The organism is Nocardia thailandica NBRC 100428 (assembly GCF_000308795.1).
Classification (GTDB): domain Bacteria; phylum Actinomycetota; class Actinomycetes; order Mycobacteriales; family Mycobacteriaceae; genus Nocardia; species Nocardia thailandica.
The window spans coordinates 1-18,548 of record NZ_BAGK01000117.1 but is presented as its reverse complement, the minus strand read 5'-3'; the positions used below and the strand labels follow the sequence as shown (position 1 = coordinate 18,548).

18 protein-coding genes are annotated in these 18,548 nt (G+C 71.7%); 10 read left to right on the top strand and 8 right to left on the bottom strand.

Features of this window, described 5'->3' with window-relative positions:
• Nucleotides 1-9 precede the first annotated feature (9 nt).
• Nucleotides 10-1,206, top strand: coding sequence for a site-specific integrase (locus ON36_RS12245; protein WP_043651596.1), 1,197 nt, complete (start codon nt 10-12; stop codon nt 1,204-1,206).
• Between the two features lie 6 nt (nt 1,207-1,212).
• Here the strand turns inward: ON36_RS12245 and ON36_RS12240 are convergent, their stop codons facing one another.
• Complete coding sequence (locus ON36_RS12240) at nt 1,213-1,692, bottom strand: nitroreductase family deazaflavin-dependent oxidoreductase (protein ID WP_052313904.1); 480 nt, start codon at nt 1,690-1,692, stop codon at nt 1,213-1,215.
• A gap of 340 nt (nt 1,693-2,032) precedes the next feature.
• Here ON36_RS12240 and ON36_RS12235 point away from each other — a divergent pair, with 340 nt between their 5' ends.
• Nucleotides 2,033-3,349: a family 1 glycosylhydrolase gene (locus tag ON36_RS12235; protein WP_043651591.1), complete on the top strand. Its 1,317-nt coding sequence runs from the start codon at nt 2,033-2,035 to the stop codon at nt 3,347-3,349.
• Nucleotides 3,350-3,420: 71 nt separating this feature from the next.
• Nucleotides 3,421-4,107, top strand: a complete 687-nt coding sequence (locus ON36_RS12230) for a TetR/AcrR family transcriptional regulator (RefSeq protein WP_245558049.1) — start codon at nt 3,421-3,423, stop codon at nt 4,105-4,107.
• A gap of 1 nt (nt 4,108) precedes the next feature.
• Here ON36_RS12230 and ON36_RS12225 read toward each other — a convergent pair whose 3' ends face one another.
• The 4 genes from ON36_RS12225 to ON36_RS12210 form a co-directional block, all read right to left on the bottom strand.
• Nucleotides 4,109-5,107: an AurF N-oxygenase family protein gene (locus tag ON36_RS12225; protein ID WP_052313903.1), complete on the bottom strand. Its 999-nt coding sequence runs from the start codon at nt 5,105-5,107 to the stop codon at nt 4,109-4,111.
• A gap of 118 nt (nt 5,108-5,225) precedes the next feature.
• Nucleotides 5,226-5,819 (bottom strand): hypothetical protein, encoded by a 594-nt coding sequence (locus ON36_RS32700; protein ID WP_157224852.1) that lies wholly within the window; start codon nt 5,817-5,819, stop codon nt 5,226-5,228.
• 170 nt (nt 5,820-5,989) lie between these two features.
• Nucleotides 5,990-6,682 carry a TetR/AcrR family transcriptional regulator gene (locus ON36_RS12215; RefSeq protein ID WP_043651587.1) on the bottom strand — a complete coding sequence of 231 codons (693 nt, stop codon included), beginning with the start codon at nt 6,680-6,682 and terminating at the stop codon, nt 5,990-5,992.
• Nucleotides 6,683-6,689: 7 nt separating this feature from the next.
• A complete protein-coding gene (locus ON36_RS12210) occupies nt 6,690-7,379 on the bottom strand; it encodes a MerR family transcriptional regulator (RefSeq protein ID WP_052313901.1) in 690 nt (229 codons plus the stop codon).
• Between the two features lie 101 nt (nt 7,380-7,480).
• Here ON36_RS12210 and ON36_RS12205 point away from each other — a divergent pair, with 101 nt between their 5' ends.
• Entirely contained in the window at nt 7,481-9,202 is a 1,722-nt protein-coding gene (locus tag ON36_RS12205) for a GMC oxidoreductase (RefSeq protein ID WP_043651585.1), read from the top strand.
• A 68-nt stretch (nt 9,203-9,270) separates the two neighbouring features.
• Entirely contained in the window at nt 9,271-10,110 is an 840-nt protein-coding gene (locus ON36_RS12200; RefSeq protein WP_043651583.1) for an SDR family oxidoreductase, read from the top strand.
• A 9-nt stretch (nt 10,111-10,119) separates the two neighbouring features.
• On the opposite strand, the gene ON36_RS12195 is transcribed toward ON36_RS12200, so the two are convergent.
• Entirely contained in the window at nt 10,120-11,010 is an 891-nt protein-coding gene (locus tag ON36_RS12195) for a DUF5995 family protein (RefSeq protein ID WP_043651580.1), read from the bottom strand.
• Nucleotides 11,011-11,109: 99 nt separating this feature from the next.
• Entirely contained in the window at nt 11,110-12,045 is a 936-nt protein-coding gene (locus ON36_RS12190) for a helix-turn-helix domain-containing protein (protein WP_043651662.1), read from the bottom strand.
• A gap of 76 nt (nt 12,046-12,121) precedes the next feature.
• Between ON36_RS12190 and cysD the strand changes: the two genes are divergently transcribed.
• From cysD to ON36_RS12165, 5 genes are read left to right on the top strand one after another with little or no spacing between them, the layout of a single operon-like run.
• Complete coding sequence (gene cysD, locus ON36_RS12185; protein WP_043651578.1) at nt 12,122-13,027, top strand: sulfate adenylyltransferase subunit CysD; 906 nt, start codon at nt 12,122-12,124, stop codon at nt 13,025-13,027.
• Nucleotides 13,027-14,880 carry an adenylyl-sulfate kinase gene (gene cysC / locus ON36_RS12180; protein WP_043651575.1) on the top strand — a complete coding sequence of 618 codons (1,854 nt, stop codon included), beginning with the start codon at nt 13,027-13,029 and terminating at the stop codon, nt 14,878-14,880. Before cysD ends, cysC begins: the two co-directional genes overlap by 1 nt.
• Nucleotides 14,877-16,094 (top strand): hypothetical protein, encoded by a 1,218-nt coding sequence (locus tag ON36_RS12175; RefSeq protein ID WP_043651573.1) that lies wholly within the window; start codon nt 14,877-14,879, stop codon nt 16,092-16,094. The genes cysC and ON36_RS12175 overlap by 4 nt, the downstream gene beginning before the upstream one ends.
• Nucleotides 16,091-16,876, top strand: a complete 786-nt coding sequence (locus ON36_RS12170) for an SDR family oxidoreductase (protein WP_043651572.1) — start codon at nt 16,091-16,093, stop codon at nt 16,874-16,876. The genes ON36_RS12175 and ON36_RS12170 overlap by 4 nt, the downstream gene beginning before the upstream one ends.
• A 20-nt stretch (nt 16,877-16,896) precedes the next feature.
• On the top strand, nt 16,897-18,030 hold the full coding sequence (locus ON36_RS12165) for a sulfotransferase family protein (RefSeq protein WP_043651566.1): 1,134 nt from the start codon (nt 16,897-16,899) through the stop codon (nt 18,028-18,030).
• Nucleotides 18,031-18,086: 56 nt separating this feature from the next.
• Here ON36_RS12165 and ON36_RS12160 read toward each other — a convergent pair.
• Nucleotides 18,087-18,548, bottom strand: a 462-nt coding sequence (locus ON36_RS12160) for an ATP-binding cassette domain-containing protein (RefSeq protein ID WP_157224851.1), incomplete at its 5' end; no start/stop codon positions are given.

Sequence of the window (18,548 nt, the reverse complement as noted above, 5' to 3'; positions counted from 1 at the left end):
GAGGACCCGATGACCCAGGACGAGACCGCCGCCCTCGCCGTGCCCGATGCCGTGCTGGATCAGGTACGCCGCGGCGTGCGCAGCGTCCTCGTCGACACCGCCGCGCTGCGCACCGTGCGCGAGCGGTTCGACGAACAGCAGGTCGGCTCGCTGCGCGGATACCTCGAAGCCTCCCAGTCGCCGAACACGCTGCGCGCCTACCGCACCGACTGGATCGCCTGGGCCGCCTGGTGTTCGGCCGAGGGCCGCCAGGCCCTGCCCGCCGATCCCGTCGACGTGGCCGTCTACCTGGCCGCGGCGGCCGACGCCCGCCGCGAGAACGGCGAATTCGCGTTCGGCCCGGCCACACTCGAACGCAAGTCCGCCGCGATCGCGGCCGTGCACGCGGCGAACGGGCTCCCCGCCCCGACCCGCGCCGACGTCGTCCGCCTGACCCTGCGCGGCATCCGCCGCACCCGGCGCAGCCGCCCGACCCGCAAACGCCCCGTCCTCCTGCACACCCTCGGCCAGCTGCTCGACCAGCTCCCCGCGCCCGGCCCCGGCGCCGAGGCCGCCCGCCGCCGCGACACGCTCCTGCTGCTGGTCGGCTTCGCCGGCGCGCTGCGCCGCAGCGAACTCGCCGGCCTGCGCGTCGACGACGTCGCCGTGCAGACCGATCACCGCACCGGCGAACCCCTGCTGCTGGTCCGCCTCGCCGGCACCAAGACCGACCCCACCGGCGTCCACGAACAGCGGGTCGTGCTCCCGCGCGGTCAGCGCCCGCACACCTGCCCGGTGTGCGCCTTCGCGGACTGGTTGCAGCTCAGGGAGATCCACGTCGCCGAGGGTGACTCGGGCATCCGCCGCGCACCGGCCGTCGACAACGCCCTGCATCGCTGCCACGGCTACACCGGCAGCGCACTGGCGGGCCGTGACCTGCCCCTGTTCCCCACCGTCAACCGCCACGGCGGCCTCGGTGCGACCGCCATGTCCGGCCGGGCCGTCGCCGAACTCGTCAAGCGCTATGCCGCCCGCGCCGGACTCGACCCCGCCCTGTTCTCCGGGCATTCGCTGCGCGCCGGCTTCGCCACCCAGGCGGCCCTCGGTGGCGCCGCCGACCGCGAGATCATGCGCCAGGGCCGCTGGTCCAACCCGCGCACCGTCCACCGCTACATCCGCACCGCCGACCCCCTCGACGACAACGCGGTCACCAAGCTCGGCCTCTGACCGGGCTCAGCCCAGCCGCGACAGCCGGAAGATCCGGAACTCCCGGCCACCGGCCAGCTCGTGTTCCATCTCGTAGCCGGGCCAGAACTCCACGGCCTGGTCCCAGGCCGCCTTGCGCTCCACGCCGGTCACTTCGGTGACCGAGACCGGGAACTCGGCGCTGCCCACGCGGGCCGTGGCCTCGGTGGCGGCGCGGAGGTTGGCCGACCAGGCCGGATGTGCCTGCTTGCCCCAGTTCGATCCGATGAGCAGAAAGTCGGCACCGTCGGGGACGTAGAGCAGCGACGTGCTGCGCGGCAGCCCCGTCTTGCGGCCGCGCACGGTCACCTGGATCGAGGGCAGCCCCGACAGATCCAGGACGCCGTAGCGCCCGCCGGTGACCCGGCGCAGGAACTTCTCGGCGGGCAGCACCACTCCGGCTCCCCGCATCACCCACCGCTGCTGCGCGACCACCCGGGCGATCGCAGGCAAAGGATTCGACACCATCCACGAATCCTTTCTCGAGCCACCACGATTCGCGGCACCCAGCACGCCCGATGAGAGGCACCTCACGCCAACCCCTCCCCTGTCTGTGCTGGTGAGGGTTCGTATAGCGAGGATTTCAGGTGTCTGGAGGGGGCGTTCGAGACAGGAAAGGAGATGTATAATTAGATGCGCATATCTATCTATCTCGATGGAAAACCGCTCAGACCGGGGCAGGGTCGAAGCCACCGAAGGACGAAGCCACGGCTCTCCTCCCCGGCGCGCTCGGCGGGTAATCCGGCTCCCCTCCCCCGAAGTACCGCACACTGTGAAACGACCCTCTCCCCTCCCCCAGGAGGATCCTGTGCGCTCCCCCCGCCGCTCCTTCCTTCCAGTCCTCGCGCTCGCCGCGGTCCTCCTCGCGGGCAGTGCCGCGCCCGTGGCGGCGCGCCCGCCCGCGCCGGCCGTCCTCGCTCCCCTGCCCCACGACTTCCTGTGGGGCGTGGCCGCCTCCGGATTCCAGTCCGAAGGCCATGCGCCCGAGAGCAATTGGACGCGCTACGTCGCGGCCGACCCGAAACTCGACCGCTACGGCGACTCGATCGACTTCTTCACCCGCTACCGGTCCGACATCGCCCTCGCCGCCGGTCTCGGCGTGCGGGTGTACCGGCTCGGCATCGAGTGGGCGCGCGTGCAGCCGCGGCCCGGCGAGTGGGACGAGGCGGGCCTCGGCTTCTACGACGAGGTGATCCGGGCGATCACCGACGCGGGCATGCGGCCGATGATCACCCTGGACCACTGGGTGTATCCCGGCTGGGCCGCCGATCGCGGCGGCTGGCGCGACCCGGGCATGGTGGACAACTGGCTGGCGAGCGCGCGTCGCGTCGTGGACCGGTACGCCGCGGCGGACCCGCTGTGGGTCACGTTCAACGAACCCGCCTTCTACCTGGTCAACGAGATCCGGCACGGCGCGCTCACCCCCGCAGACCTGCCGACGGTCCGAGACCGGATCGTCGCGGCGCACAACGCGATCTACGACCACATCCACGCGGCGCAGCCGGGCGCGATGGTCACCAGCAACATGGCCTACATCCCGGCCGCCGACGACGCGGTCAACGGATCCATCCTCGACGGCATCACCGGCCGCCTGGACTACGTCGGCATCGACTACTACTACGGCCTGTCCCCCGACGCTCTCTTCGTCCCCGACTTCGATCGGCTCTGGAACATCCCGTTGCAGCCCGAGGGCATCTACTACGCCCTCGACCACTACGCGCGCCGTTTCCCCGGCCTGCCCCTCTACGTCGTCGAGAACGGCATGCCCACCGAGAACGGGCTGTCCCGCGCCGACGGATACGGTCGCGCGGACGCCCTGCGCGACACCGTGTACTGGCTGCAGCGCGCGGTCGCCGACGGCCTTCCCCTCCTCGGCTACAACTACTGGAGCCTGACCGACAACTACGAATGGGGCTCCTACACACCCCGGTTCGGCCTCTACACGGTCGACGTCCGGACCGACCCCACGCTGACCCGGCGCCCCACCGAGGCGGTCGCCGCGTACACCGACATCACCGCCCGCGGCGGGGTGGCCGCCGACTACCTGCCGACCCGCCCGCCGGTCGCCTGCTCGCTCGTCGACGCGCCCGCGGGCTGTACCGATCCGGTCCGGCTACCGCGGTAGTGGCCGGACGCGGCGTGCGGTGATCTACACTCGGGCGGGTGTCGAGCGCAGCGTCACAATCCGGGAGCGCCGTGAGCGGCAGGGCTGCCCGCTGGCAGCCCCACAACGACAGCCGCCGCGAGCAGATCGTGCAGTCGGCGATCACCCTGCTCGAGCAATCGCCGCCCGGGGTGGAGGTGCCGATCGTCCAGATCGCCGAGCACGCGGGGCTGGCCAAGTCCGTGGTCTACCGCCAGTTCGCGGGCCGCGACGAACTCGACCGGCGCATCCGCACCACGGTGGCCGACCTCTTCGTCGCCGACATCGAGGACGCCCTCGACATCGCGGAGGGGTCGATCCACGAGATCCTCGCCCGCACGGTCAGCTCGGTGGTCGAGTGGATCGAGGAGCATCCGCGCCTGCACGAGTTCCTGCGCGGCGGCCCCTCGGAATCGGACCCCGACACCGACGGCATGAGCTCGCTCATCGCCTCGATCTCCGCGTCCACCCGGCAGCTGGTCGTCGGGCTCGGCGGCCTGGTCGGCGTCGTCGACGAACCCGCCGCCGACACCATGACCTTCGCCATCGTGTCCATGACCGAGGCCACGGTCACCCGCTGGGCCAACGATCCCGCGCCCGCGCTGACCCGCGATCAGCTCGTGGCCGAGGTCGCGAGCTACGCCTGGCACGTGCTGGACGGGGTGGCGCGGCAACGCGGGCTCGTGCTCGATCCCGCGCTGCCGCTCGTGCAGGTCATCACCCAGCTCAGCCGCGGCTGACTCAGGCGACGCGGCGCACGCCCCGCTCGGGCTCGCTGCGGTAGCGCGAGGGCGGTCCGTCGATGCCCATGGCGCGCCACAGCCGGCGGGTCACGGGATTCATCAGGCCGAGGTCACCGGCGAGCTTGCGCATGTCGCCGAAGTAGCCCGACAGCGTGGCGCGCGAGTTCTCCGACTCCCAGAACGCCTCGCGCATCACCTCGCGCGGGATGTCGAACTTGCGCGCGAACTCCGGGTGCGGCGCCATGATCTCCCCGGCCAGCCAGCGCATCGCGATCGGGAACGCGACCGCGCACAGCTGCCGGTTCACCGGGCCCATCCGGGCGATGTGCGCGGCGAGGAACTCCCCGGCGAACGAGATGTGCCGAGCCTCCTCGGCGACGTGGATCTCCATGGTGCGCAACACCATCGGTGGCATCCGGCCGCCCTCGCGCAGGATCGCCTTCTGGTAGTGGTCGATCGGTTCCTCGCCACCGAGGATGCCGATGAACAGGATGGTGTGCGCGTAGCCGCCGGCGACGCCGATGAACGGCGAGAGCATCTTGAACAGCGGCCGCATCCCGGGGACGTCCTCGCCGATCCGGTTGATCAGCTCCTGGAACATCTGGATGTGGTTGCACTCCTCGGTCATCTCGTGCAGGCAGTAGCGGAACTCCGGCGACCCGTTGGGCAGCTTCATGATGTACTGCATCATCCCGCGGATGAGCACGCTCTCGAAGGCCGCGCCGACCTTCACCACGTTCGCCACGCGCCAGCGCCCGATGTCGATCTGGCGCTGCAGCGGCTGATCCCTGTACCACTGGGTGGCGCCGAGCGGATCGAGCTCGGGCGAGAGCACCCAGCGCACGTCGTTCGGATCAAGAGCGAGCTCGGGCGCATCCCAGTCGATGTCGAGGTAGGGGTCGAAATTGCGGTCGACCGACCCCTGGGACAGGGTGGCCAGCGCCTCCCGGTACTCCTCGGTGATGAGTGCGCCACGGCTCGATTCGGACAGCGTCATCGATGCCTCCTCGGTTCGTGCCGCGGTGTGCGCCTGTTGTCGGCGTCACACCCTTGGTACCGAGAGTAACTGAGACCCTGCGTCCCACACAACACTCCCGAGCGTGTCGCGACCGGGCTCAGGACACGAGGACCACCGCCGAGAGGCCCGCCGCCGTCGACTCGTCGGGACCGCCGAGCCAGACCAGCGGGCGGCGCGGATCCACGGCCTCGAGCGCCTCGGGCAGCGACGGATGCAACCGCTCGGCGCGAACCACGCACAGGCGCGGCGCGATGCCGAGCCGGTGCCTGCCCGCGCCCGTCTCGACGGCCAGGGCCCCGGAGGAGGCCACGGCCGCCACGGCCTCGCCGACGACCACCTCGGCGTCGTCGCTGTCGTCGCGGCCCTCGAAGACCACGGCCCGATCCTCGCCCGCGGACCACAGGTCCAGCCACGGCGGCGACGGGTCGGCCGTGCAGGCGGTGCGGACCCCGAGGGCGTCCAGGGCGGCGCATACGGCTTCGGGCAGGTCGTCGGCGGAGCTCTGCCAGACCGGGGTGTCGTGACCCCGCAACTGCTCGGCGAACCGGTCGGCGAGCTCGGCGCGCTGCGCCGGATCCAGGACGGGACCGCGCGCGGCGGCACCGGTGCGCACGGTCACGTGGCGGTGATCATCGGGTAGATCACGCAGCCCATCGCGAACACGACGCAGCACATCCTGGCGAAAATCCATCGGGCACTCCTGTTCGAACCGGCACATCGGCCGTGCCCGCCACCCCGGCGGACACGATCACCACCTGCCGGTCTACCGCGCACCGGGACAAATGGCATCTTCGTGCTTACCGTACCGATCGGTCCGCAGTGTCGGCGCCGCCTCGGCGAACCCCCGGCGACCATCGCGTGTCAGCGGAAACCCAGGCTCGCCATCAGGTTCGACACGTGCAGCTCGAACACCTCGGCACGGTCGGTGAAGGTGTCGCGGCCGTACATGTCGAACACGTCGAAGGTGACCGCGCCGAACAGCGAACTCCACACGGTGAGGGCGGCGCCGAGCAGCCAGTCGGGCAGGTCGAGGCCGAACTCCGCGCGGATGGTGGCGAAGTCCGCCGCGAGCGCGGCGGGGACCGGCGCGGGCGCGTCCGGCGCGCGCAGGTCGCCCGCCCGGTACGCCTCGGCGATCAGGCGCAGCAGGGTGGCGATCACCCGCACACCCGGGTCGACGGTTTGCGCGGCGGGAGCCTCGTAGCCGGGCACCGGGGTGCCGAAGAGAAGCCCGTACCAGGCGGGTTCGGCGAGGGCCCAGGTGCGCACGGCGACGGCGGCGGCCCGGAACCGCTCCGCGGGCGAGTCGGGGGCCGCGGCCACGGCCGCGTCGACGGCGTCGCCCAGGGCGTTGTAGCCGTCGATGACGAGCAGGGTCAGCAGTTCGTCCCGGCTGCTGACGTAGCGGTAGACCGCCGAGGAGACCACGCCGAGGTCGCGCGCGACCGCCCGCAGCGACAGCGCGGCGGCACCGTGGGTGGCCAGGTGCTCGCGGCCGATCCGCACGATGTCGGCCATGGTCTGGGCGCGGGCCCGGGCGCGTGGAGTGGTCATCGCAGCATCATCGCGCACCGTCGGCGGCGCGCGCCGCGTGCGCCGCCCGGGTGATCTCGTCGGCCAGGGTCGCCCCGCCGACCTCCCAGCACACCGCGCGCAGGGGCTCGAGGAACCGGTTGAGGTCCTCGTCGACGTCGCCGCCGCCGTAGGAGCGATCGGCGCCCTCCCGGAACGTCTGCACCAGGTCGACGGCGAGGCCGGACATGCGTTCGCGGATGAGGGCGCGCAGCCTGCTGCTCAGGGCGACGTCGGTGCCCACGTCGTAGAGCACCAGCGCGCCCTTGAGCATGGGCAGGTCGGGGACGTACCAGCCGTCGGGGCGGCGTTCGAGGTAGCCGGCGGCGACCAGGTCGTCGAGGACCTCGGCGCGCTCGCCGAGCAGGGCGGCGATCCGGTCGTCGTCGAGCAGGGAGTCGCGCTCCTCCCCCGGCGCGGCGCGCGGGTCGAACAGGGCGCGCCAGTCGGTGCTGACGCCGGTGCCGGAGTCGAAGACCTCGCGGATGGCCTCGAGCCGCAGCCCGCGCGCCTGCATGCGACCGATGTCCTGGAGGCGGTCCAGGTGCTCGTCGCCGTAGACGACCTCCTTGCCCGCGCGGAGGGGACGTGGCAGCACGCCGAAGGAGTGGTAGTAGCGGATCGTCCGGGCCGCGACGCCACTGAGTTCGGCCAGCTGAGCACGGGTGTATCGGGGCACGCGACCAGCATAGGGCGAACCGGGCGGAGAACTTTGACAGTTCCCGCTGTCGCTATTAGCGTTACCCGCGTCACTGCCGACACCATCCGAGGAGCTCACGCATGGCCGAGCGCGCCACCGACTTCGACGTCCTGATCGTCGGTTCCGGATTCGGGGGCAGCGTCACGGCGTTGCGCCTGGTGGAGAAGGGATACAAGGTCGGCATCCTCGAGGCGGGCCGCCGCTTCGCCGACGACGAGCTCCCCAAGACCAGCTGGGATCTGCGCAAGTTCCTGTGGGCGCCCAAGCTCGGCTGTTTCGGCATCCAGCGCATCCATCCGCTGCGCGACGTGCTCATCCTCGGCGGCGCGGGCGTCGGCGGCGGTTCGCTGAACTACGCCAACACCCTCTACGTGCCGCCGGAGCCGTTCTTCAACGACGCCCAGTGGCGCGACATCACCGACTGGCGCGACGAGCTGACCCCCTACTACGAGCGCGCCAAGAAGATGCTCGGCGTGGTGACCAACCCGCACATGACCCCCGCCGACGAGATCTTCAAAGCCGTCGCCGAGGACATGGGCGTCGGCGACACCTTCGTGCAGACCCCGGTCGGCGTGTTCTTCGGCGAGCCGGGCAAGACGGTGGACGACCCCTACTTCGGCGGCGTCGGCCCGGCCCGCACGGGCTGCATCGAATGCGGCGACTGCATGGTCGGCTGCAAGTACAACGCCAAGAACACCCTGGTGAAGAACTACCTGTACCTCGCGGAGCAGGCCGGGGCCCAGGTCGTTCCGCTGACCACCGTGACCGCGCTGCGGCCGCTGCCCGACGGCAGCTGGGACGTCGACACCGAACGCACCGGCGCGTGGCTGCGCAAGAACCCGGCCACCTACAGCGCCCGCAACGTCGTGCTGGCGGCGGGCACGCTGGGGACCCAGAAGCTGTTGCACGCCATGCGCGATCGCGACATCCTGCCGGACCTGTCCGACCAGCTCGGCGTGCTGACCCGCACCAACTCCGAGTCCATCGTCGGCGCGGCCACCAAGACGCTGGCGCCCGGCCAGGACTTCACCAAGGGCGTGGCGATCACCTCCTCGATCCACCCGACCCCCGACACCCACATCGAGCCGGTCCGCTACGGCAAGGGCTCCAACTCGATGGGCCTGATGCAGACGCTGATGGTCGACGGCGGCGGCCGCGTCCCGCGCTGGCTGCGGTTCCTCGGCATCGCGCTGATGCATCCGCTGCTGTTGCTGCGCTTCCTGAGCGTGAAGAACTGGAGCGAGCGGACCATCATCTCGCTGGTCATGCAGCACCTGGACAACTCGATCACCACCTACACCAAGCGCACCGTGTTCGGCAGGCGCAAGCTGACCTCGAAACAGGGCCACGGCGAGCCGAATCCGACCTGGATCCCGGCGGGCAACGACGTCACCCGCCGCGTCGCGGAGAAGATCGGCGGCGTCGCGGGCGGCACCTGGGGCGAGGTGTTCAACGTCCCGCTGACCGCGCACTTCCTCGGCGGGGCGGCGATCGGCGCCGACCGCTCGCGCGGCGTGATCGACGGCTACCACCGGGTCTTCGGCTACCCCACCCTGAGCGTGGTCGACGGCGCGGCCGTCTCGGCCAACCTGGGCGTCAACCCGTCGCTGACCATCTCGGCCCAGGCCGAGCGCGCCGCCGCCTACTGGCCCAACAAGGGCGAGGCCGACACGCGCCCCGAGCAGTCGGAGGGCTACCGCCGCATCGCGCCCGTCGCCCCGATCGCGCCGGTCGTCCCGGCCGGGGCACCCACCGCGCTGGTGCTGCCCATCGTGGAGATCCGCGACAGCTCGGCGAGCTGAGCGCCCGCGCGCATTTTCACCGCGGGTGGTTCCACGCCTGCCGCCGGGTCGCCCCCTAGCCTGAAGGCATGCCGGAAACGATTGCGATCTCAGGGGCGAGTGGGCACATCGGCGGGCGGGTGGCGCGGCTGCTCGGCGGTGGTCCGCAGCGATTACGTCTGCTCGGGCGGGATCCCGCGCGGATCCGTCCGGTGCCGGGCGCGGAGACGGCCGCCGCCGACTTCACCGACGCCGAGTCGGTGCGCAAGGCACTGGACGGGGTCGACACGTTCTTCTTCGTCTCGGCCACCGAGAGCGCCCATCGCGCCAGCGAGCAGGAAGCGGTCACCGCGGCCGCGAAGGACGCCGGGGTGGAGCGGATCGTGTACCTGTCCTTCGTCGGCGCCGCGCCCGACTGCACCTTCACCTTCGGCCGGGATCACTGGTACACCGAGCAGGCGATCCGTGGCTCCGGGCTGGCCTTCACGTTCCTGCGCGACAACCAGTACCAGGACCTGCTGCCCCTGTTCGCCGGCGAGCACGGCGTGATCCGCGGGCCCGCGGGCACCGGCCAGGTCGCCGCGGTGACCCGCGCCGACGTCGCCGCCGCGGCGGCCGCGGTCCTGGCGACCCGCGACCACGACGGGCGCACCTTCGAACTCACCGGCCCGCGCGCGTTCACCCTCACCGAGGCCGCCGCGACCATGACCGAGGTGCTGGGCAGGCCGTTCAGCTACGTCGCCGAATCGGTGCAGGACGCCTACGCCTCGCGCGCCGCCTACGGCGCCCCGCGCTGGGAGGTCGACGGCTGGGTGACCTCCTACACCGCCATCGCCCAGGGCGATCTCGCGCACGTCACCGACGACGTACCCGCCCTCACCGGCCGCCCGGCCACCGACTTCCGCGACTACCTGACGACCCTGTCCTGACCGGAGGATTCAGAGCCCGCCCGCGCGGGTCAGCACCTCGAAGGCGATGTCACCGGCCTGCCACAGCGCGTCGATCTCGGCGCGCGTGGCGGGCGCGAGGGCCGGATCCTGCAGGGCGAGCCCGTTGGTGAAGATGACGACGTTGGCGCCGAGATCCGCGGCGATGAGCAGTTGTTCGGTGGCCACGCCCGCGCCGAACACCCGGTCCAGGCCCTCGCCGAAGAAGTAGAACCGCCACAGCGGGCCGAGATCGGCCCCGTAGACGTCCCTGGTCCGTTCGACGATCACGTCGCCGGCGGCCGCGATCGTGGCGACGATGTGGAAGTAGTCCTCGGCGTCCTCGGGCCCGGCGCCCACCGCGGCGACGGCGTTGGCGAGGTCGACGACGAGGTGGGCGTTGTAGCCGGTCATCGCGGTCCGCGCGCGCGAGACGTCGCATTCGCGCGCCAGCGCGAAATGGCGGGCCCAGTGCGCGGGGACGGGGGCACCGGTGAATTCGGCGTGCAGGGCGTCGAGAAAGCGGCGCAGCAGGTCGTAGCTGATGGCGTGGGCGAACTCGGGATCGCGGAACGCGCCGGGATCGCGTTGCAGCGGCATCACCGCGACGTACTCGACCGCGTCGAGGCCGAGGGCGAACACGCCGCGCATGTCGCGATGGGCGACGAGGATGTCCGTGATCCGGTGGTGGCGGTCCACGGCGTCCTCGAGCCGGGCGAGGCCGTCGCCCGGCAGCGCCCGATCCGGGTCCGACAGGTCGGCGATCTCGGCGATCTCGGCCGCCGACAGCGGTGTGCCACAGGCGCTCTCGGCGACCGCCGCCCGCGCGGGGGCCGACGCGAGGGCCGGAGAGGCCAGCGCGAGGACGGTGAGGACGGTGGCGGTTGCGGACACCAGACGCACGCGGGGCTCCTTCGCGGACTCGGCCTTCGACCCCGCTATTGGACCACCCCGGCCCCGGTCCCGCCGGGGACGGCGCGCCGCCGCCCGGCCGGGCGGCCCTCAGCGGGCGGCCTCGCCGCGCAGTTCCCCGGCGATCCGGTCGGCCGCCGCGGTGATCGTGGCGGCCAGTTCGGTCAGTTCGGTGGCCGTCAAGCGCGCGTCCGGGCAGGCGACGACCGAGGCGGCGACCCGGCCGTCGGGGCCGAAGACCGGCACGGCGACGGTGACGACCGCGTTGACCGCGCCCACCTCGTCCGGCAGGTAGTCGATGGTGACCAGTTCGGCGATGACGGCGCCGAGATGGTGGCGCAGCGGGTCGGTGACGGTCGAACTGCGCAGCGCCGACAACGCTTCCAGCATCGGGGTGCTGTCGTCGACGAGCCGTTCCACCGAGTAGCCGCGGGCTGCCACGGCGTCGAGGACCGCGGCGAGCCGGTCGCGGTGGGCGGGGTCGGCGCGGTCGAGCCAGGCGGTCCGCTCGGCCTCGGGGGCCCAGGCGACGAACTCGCGGCAGACCGGCGGGGCCAGCGGCAGCCGCCGCCCCACGCGGATCCAGCCCGCGGACGGGGTGCCCAGCACCTCGGTGACGACGATGGCCTCCCCGTCACGTTCGGCGAGGAACACCGGGACGCCGACGGTGGCGGACAGGGCGCGCAGCGCCGCCTGGGCGGTGCGGCGCAGCGGGAAGGCGGCCTCGGCGCGCCGGGCCAGCGCGAGCAGCCCGAAGCCGAGGCCGTAGCACCCGTCCTCGTCGCGCACCAGCCAGCCGTCGGCGGTGAGCTGGGTGACCACGGCGTGCGCGGTGGCGCGCGACAGGCCGGTCTCACGCACGATGCGCGCGAGCGAGAGGTGTTCGGTGGCGCGGCGCGACAGCAGTTCCATCACCTGGACCACCCGGTGGGTGGGCGGGGAGGCGGCCGGATCCGTCTCCCGCGCAGGCGCGTCCGGCGCCACCTCTTGACCGGCGTTCGCTGCCGGGCTTATCGTCTGTGTCACAATCTCGAACAATAGCGTCGAATATTCGACATTGCAAGCCGCAGTTCCGCACGGCGGCGAACATGGGTGGTGACACGTGCAAGTGGGATACGAGCTCTCGCATCTGGCGGCCCTCGAGGCCGAATCGGTGCACATCTTCCGGGAGGTGGCGGCCACCTTCGACCGTCCGGTGCTGCTGTTCTCCGGCGGCAAGGACTCCGCAGTCATGCTGCACGTGGCGCGCAAGGCCTTCTGGCCCGCGCCGCTGCCGTTCCCGCTGCTGCACGTGGACACCGGCCACAACTTCGACGAGGTCATCGACTTCCGCGACCGCACCGCCGCGAAGACCGGCGCGCGGCTGCTGGTGGCCCGCGTCCAGGACGACATCGACGCGGGCCGGGTCAGCGAGACCCCCGGCGGCACCCGCAACCGCCTGCAGACGACCACGCTGCTGCGCGCCCTGACCGAGCACCGCTTCGACGCGGTCTTCGGCGGTGCCCGCCGCGACGAGGAGAAGGCCCGGGCCAAGGAACGGGTCTTCAGCTTCCGCAACCGCTTCGGCGAGTGGGATCCGCGCACCCAGCGCCCCGAGGTCTGGAACCTCTACAACGGCAGACACCGGGCGGGCGAGCACATCCGGGTCTTCCCCCTGTCGAACTGGACCGAACTCGACATCTGGGAGTACATCGAGCGCGAGGAGGTCGAGCTGCCGACGCTGTACTACGCCCATCACCGGGCCGTGGTCGAGCGCGACGGCATGCTGCTGGCCACCGGCCGCTTCGTCGAACCCGCCCCCGGCGAGCCGATCCTCGAGGCCACCGTGCGGTTCCGCACCGTCGGCGACGCCACCTGTACCGGCGCGGTCCGCAGCACCGCGACCACGGCCGCGCAGGTGGTCGCCGAGACCGCGACCGCCCGGGTGACCGAACGCGGCGCCACCCGCGCCGACGACCGGATCTCCGAGACCGGCATGGAGGACCGCAAACGGGAGGGCTACTTCTGATGAGCCGCAATCTGCTACGCCTGGCCACCGCGGGCAGCGTCGACGACGGCAAGTCCACGCTGATCGGCAGGCTGCTGCACGACTCGCGCAACCTCCTCGCCGATCAGCTCGCCGCCGTGGAACGGGTCAGTCAGGACCGCGGCGCCGCGGCGGCGGACCTGGCCCTGGTCACCGACGGGCTGCGCGCCGAGCGCGAACAGGGCATCACCATCGACGTCGCCTACCGCTACTTCACCACGGCGCGACGCAAGTTCGTCATCGCCGACACCCCCGGCCACATCCAGTACACGCGCAACATGGTGACCGGCGCGTCCACCGCCGACCTGGCGCTGATCCTCGTCGACGCGCACGCGGGCATCACCGAACAGACCCGCAGGCACGCCTTCCTGGCCACCCTGCTCGGGGTGCCGCACCTGGTGCTGTGCGTGAACAAGATGGATCTGGTCGGCTGGTCGCGCGAGCGCTTCGAGGAACTCCGCGAGGAGTTCGCCGGCTTCGCCACCAAGCTGTCGGTGGGCGACCTGAGCTTCGTCCCGGTCTCGGCGCTGCACGGCGACAACGTCGTCGAGCGCTCCGGGCACACACCCTGGTACGCCGGTCCCCCGCTGCTGCGCCACCTCGAGGAGGTGCACGTCGCCTCCGACCGCAATCTCATCGACGCGCGCCTGCCCATCCAGTACGTCATCCGCGCGCACGAGGGGGTCGGGCACCGCAGCTACGCGGGCACCGTCGCGGGCGGGGTGTTCAAGCCCGGCGACGAGGTCGTCGTGCTGCCCGCCGGACGCGCCACCCGGGTCGAACAGATCTGGGGTCCCGGCGGCGCCAAGGTCGACGAGGCGTTCACCGGCATGGCGGTGTCCCTCTCGCTCGAGGACCAGCTCGACGTGGCACGCGGCGACATGCTCGCCCGCCCCGGCAACCAGCCGCATCTCGGCCCCGACCTGGACGCGATGATCTGCTGGTTCTCCGACGACACCGTGCTGCGCCACGGCGCGGAGTACACCGTGCGCACCGCCGCCCAGACCGCCCCGGTCCAGGTGACCCGCCTCGACTACCGCCTCGACGTCAACACCCTGCACCGCGACACCGCCGCGGACACGGTGTCGCTCAACGACATCGCGCGAATCCGCCTGCACAGCCGCCGCCCCCTGCTGTCGGACGCCTACCGCGACAACCGCCGCACCGGCAGCTTCATCCTCATCGACCCGCTGACCGATCAGACCGTCGCTGCGGGCATGATCGTGCAGCGCGAGACCGCGACCCGTCCCGCCGCCGCCGACGTGGTGTGGCATCGCCCGGCCGTCGCGCGCGGCGACCGACCCCACGCGGGCCGCACCGTCTGGCTGACCGGGCTCTCGGGCTCGGGCAAGTCGACGGTGGCCGCCGAGCTCGAACGGCGGCTGGTCGCCGCGGGCCGCACCGCCTACCTGCTCGACGGGGACAACCTGCGCCACGGCCTCAACGCCGACCTGGGCTTCTCCGCCGCCGACCGCGACGAGAACATCCGCCGCGTCGCGGAGGTCGCGGCCCTGTTCGCCGATTCCGGCGCGATCGCCATCGTCTCGGTGATCAGCCCCTTCGCCGCCCAGCGGGCCGCCGCGCGCGCCGTGCACGACGGACGCGACCTCGCCTTCCACGAGGTCTTCGTCGACACCCCCGCCGCGGTGTGCGAGGACCGCGACCCCAAGGGCCTCTACGCCAAGGCACGCGCCGGCCGGATCCGCGACTTCACCGGCGTCGACTCGCCCTACGAACGCCCCGAGCACCCCGACCTCGTCATCACCCCCGAGCTCGGCGATCCGGCCGCGATCGCCGCGCACATCCTCCGAGAGCTAGGAATCGCAGACCGTTGACCGTTCCCGACACCGACGCGGACCCCGGGCTCGTACGCCCGGGCGAGCCGCTCACCGCACCGCTGACCGAGGCGATCGCCGCCGCCGAGAAGCTCATCGCCGGCGCCGAATTCGTCCGCACCGCGACCGATCTCGCCGAAGGCTACGACTATCTGGCCGCGAGCATCGCCGCCTGTGTGCGCCTGTCGGGCGCCCACGGCACCTCCCATCCCTACTTCGTGTCCTCCACCGGGCCCTACGCGAAGATGGGCCTGGACAACCCCGACACGCTCTACTATCATGCCAACATCGAGCCCGACGCGGAGTACGTGGTCACCGGGACCAGGGGCACCACGACCGATCTCAGCTTCCAGGTGCTCAAGGGCGACTACACCGCCACCGACGTGCCGGGCGGCGAGGACGCCTTCGACGACCGCCGCCTCGACATCGCCGCCGACGGGACCTACACGCTGCGCTTCGGGCCGCCACGCGCCGACGCGGGACCGAACTACTTCGCCCTCGGCGCGGGCGCGTCCATGCTCGCGGTGCGCGAGGTCTACAGCGACTGGACCGAGCGCAAGGGCTCGATCCGCATCGAGCGGGTGGACTCGGTGGGTACCGCCCCGGCCGAACCGGGTCTCGAGCAGCTGCGCAAGCGCTACCGCGCCGCGGGCAGGATGCTGCTGACCCGGCTGCACACCTGGTTCAACTTCCCGAAGTGGTTCTACCTCGACCTGCCGGTGAACACCCTCACCGAACCCCGCCTCACCCCGGGCGGCCTGAGCACCCAGTACTCCTCGGTCGGTCACTTCGATCTCGCCGACGACCAGGCCCTGATCATCACCGTCCCCAAATCCGACGCCCCCTACCAGGGTTTCCAGCTCGGCAGCCTCTGGTACATCTCGCTGGACTACGTCAACCACCAGACCAGCCTCAACCACGCCCAGGCGCAGGTCGATCCGGACGGCCTGATCCGCATGGTCGTCTCGGCGCGCGACCCCGGCATCGCCAACTGGATCGAGACCACCGGCAGGCGGCGCGGCATCCTGCAGTTCCGCTGGCAGCGCACCGACCGTGCGATGACCCCCGCCGACGGGCCGACCGCCGAGGTCGTCGGATTCGACGAGGTGGCCGCCCGGCTGCCCTACCTGGACACCAACCGCATCGATCCGGCCCCCTGGCGGGACCGGATCGCCGCCCGCCAGCGGGCTTTCGCAGAGAGGATGCTCGGATGAGCGCGGGAATGCTCGACGGCAGCGTGGTCGTCGTGAGCGGGGTCGGCCCCGGACTCGGCCGCTCGATCTGTACCCAGGCCGCGGCCGAGGGCGCCACCGTGGTGCTGGCCGCGCGCACCGAGTCGCGGCTGCGCGAGGTCGCCGCCGAGATCGAGGCGCACGGCGGCACCACCCTGTGCGTGCCCACCGACATCACCGACGACGCGGCCGTCGCCCGGCTGGCCGAGACGGTCACCGAGCGTTTCGGCCGGGTGGACGCGCTGGTGAACAACGCGTTCGCGGTGCCGTCGATGAAGTCCTTCGAGCGCACCGACTTCCAGCAGATCCGCGACAGCCTCGACCTGACCGTCCTCGGCGGCCTGCGCATGACCCAGGCGTTCACCCCGGCGCTGGCGGAGAACAAGGGCGCGGTGGTCATGATCAACTCCGCGGTGCTGCGGCACTCCGAGCCCCGCTACGGCAGCTACAAGGTCGCCAAGTCCGCGCTGCTGGCCATGTCGCAGACCCTGGCCACCGAGCTCGGCCCCCGCGGCATCCGGGTCAACACCGTCGCCCCGGGCTACATCTGGAGCGACCAGCTGAAGTGGTACTTCGGCCAGGTCGCCGAGAAGTACGGGATCACCCCCGAGCAGGTCTACGAGCAGACCGCCTCGCGCTCGGATCTGAAGCGGTTGCCCGAGCCCGACGAGATCGCCCAGGCCGTGGTGTTCCTGGCCTCGCGCCGCGCGAGCGCGATCACCGGCCAGACCCTCGACGTCAACTGCGGCGAATACCACGCCTGACCCACCAGGAGACCATTCCCATGACCACCCGTACCGACGTCGGCACCGTCGAGGATCTGCACGCCTCGGCCACCCGGCTGACCGGGCTCACCGACTTCGGCCCCGACGACCACACCGAGGCCCTCGGCGTCCTGCTCGACTCCTACGCCGCCGACGCGGGCCTGACCGAACTCGGCTCCAAGATGTCGCGGTTCTTCCTGCGCGGCGCGCTGGTGGCCCGCCTGCTCACCGAGGCGGGCTGGCAGGCCAACCCCGGCTACGTCGAGACCCCGGTCACCCGGCCGATCTTCGTCACCGGACTGCCCCGCACCGGCACCACGGCGCTGCACCGGCTGCTCGTGTCCGACCCGGCCCATCAGGGTCTCGAGCTGTGGCTGACCGACTTCCCCCGGCCGCGGCCCCCGCGCGAGACCTGGGCGGATGATCCCGCGTACCGGCAGATCGCCGCCGGCCTGGCCCAGCACCGGGTCGAGCACCCGGAATTCGGCGGGCTGCACTACATGTCACCCGACGACGTCGAGGAGTGCTGGCAGCTGCACCGCCAGACCCTGCGCGCGCACTCCTACGAATGCCTGGCCCACATCCCCGGCTACTCGCGCTGGCTGGCCGGCCAGGACTGGACCGGCGCCTACGAGCGGCACCGCCGCAGCCTGCAACTCATCGGCCTCGGCGACGACCGCCGCTGGGTGCTGAAGAACCCGGCGCATCTGTTCGCCCTCGACGCGCTGCTGAAGGTCTACCCCGACGCCATCGTGATCCAGACCCACCGCGACCCGGCCACCATCATCCCCTCGGTGTGCAGCCTCAACGACCACGCCTCGCGCGGCTGGTCGACGGTGTTCACCGGCGAGACCATCGGGCGCGACCAGCTCGACCTGTGGGCCCGCGGTTACGCCGACTTCCGTTCGGCCAGGGCCCGCCACGGTGCCGCGCAGTTCTACGACGTCGACTTCGACGACCTGCGCCGCGACCCGCTCGGCGTGGTCGAGTCGATCTACCGGCACTTCGGCCTGCCCTTCACCGACGGCGCCCGCGCCGCCATGGCCGAGGTCGACCGCGAGAGCCGCAGCGGTGACCGGGCCCCCGCGCACCGCTACTCCCTGGCCGACTACGGTCTCACCGAGGCCGAGGTGGCCGAGCGCTTCGCGGACTGAGCGCGAAAACCGCGGCGGGGCAGCGTCGATGACGCTGCCCCGCCGTGTGCGCCCGGTCAGTGGACCACGGACCCGAAGTCCAGCTTGATCAGCTGGTCGGCGCGGTCGAAGTAGCGGTCGTCGTGGGTGATCACGATGACCGTCTTCCCGCGCCGCTTGAGGTCGACCAGGATCTCGGAGTAGAACACCTCGCGGAACCGGGGTTCCTGGTCGGCGGCCCACTCGTCGAACAGGTAGATCGGGCGGTCCTCGAGCAGCGCGGTCAGCAGCGCGAGCCGCTTGCGCTGGCCCTGGGACAGATCGATCGTCGAGAGCTTGCCGTCGCGCACGCTCACCTTGTGCGCGATCTGCAGTTCCTCGAGGTAGCGCTGCACGTCGGCGTCGATGCCGTCGCGGTCGAACCCGAGGTAGTCCTCGAACAGGTGGAAGTCGGTGAACACGGCCGAGGAGTTCTGGCGGAACCACGTCGATGTTGTCGTGGGAGATCTTCTCCCGTTCAGCGACAGCGATCCGCTGCC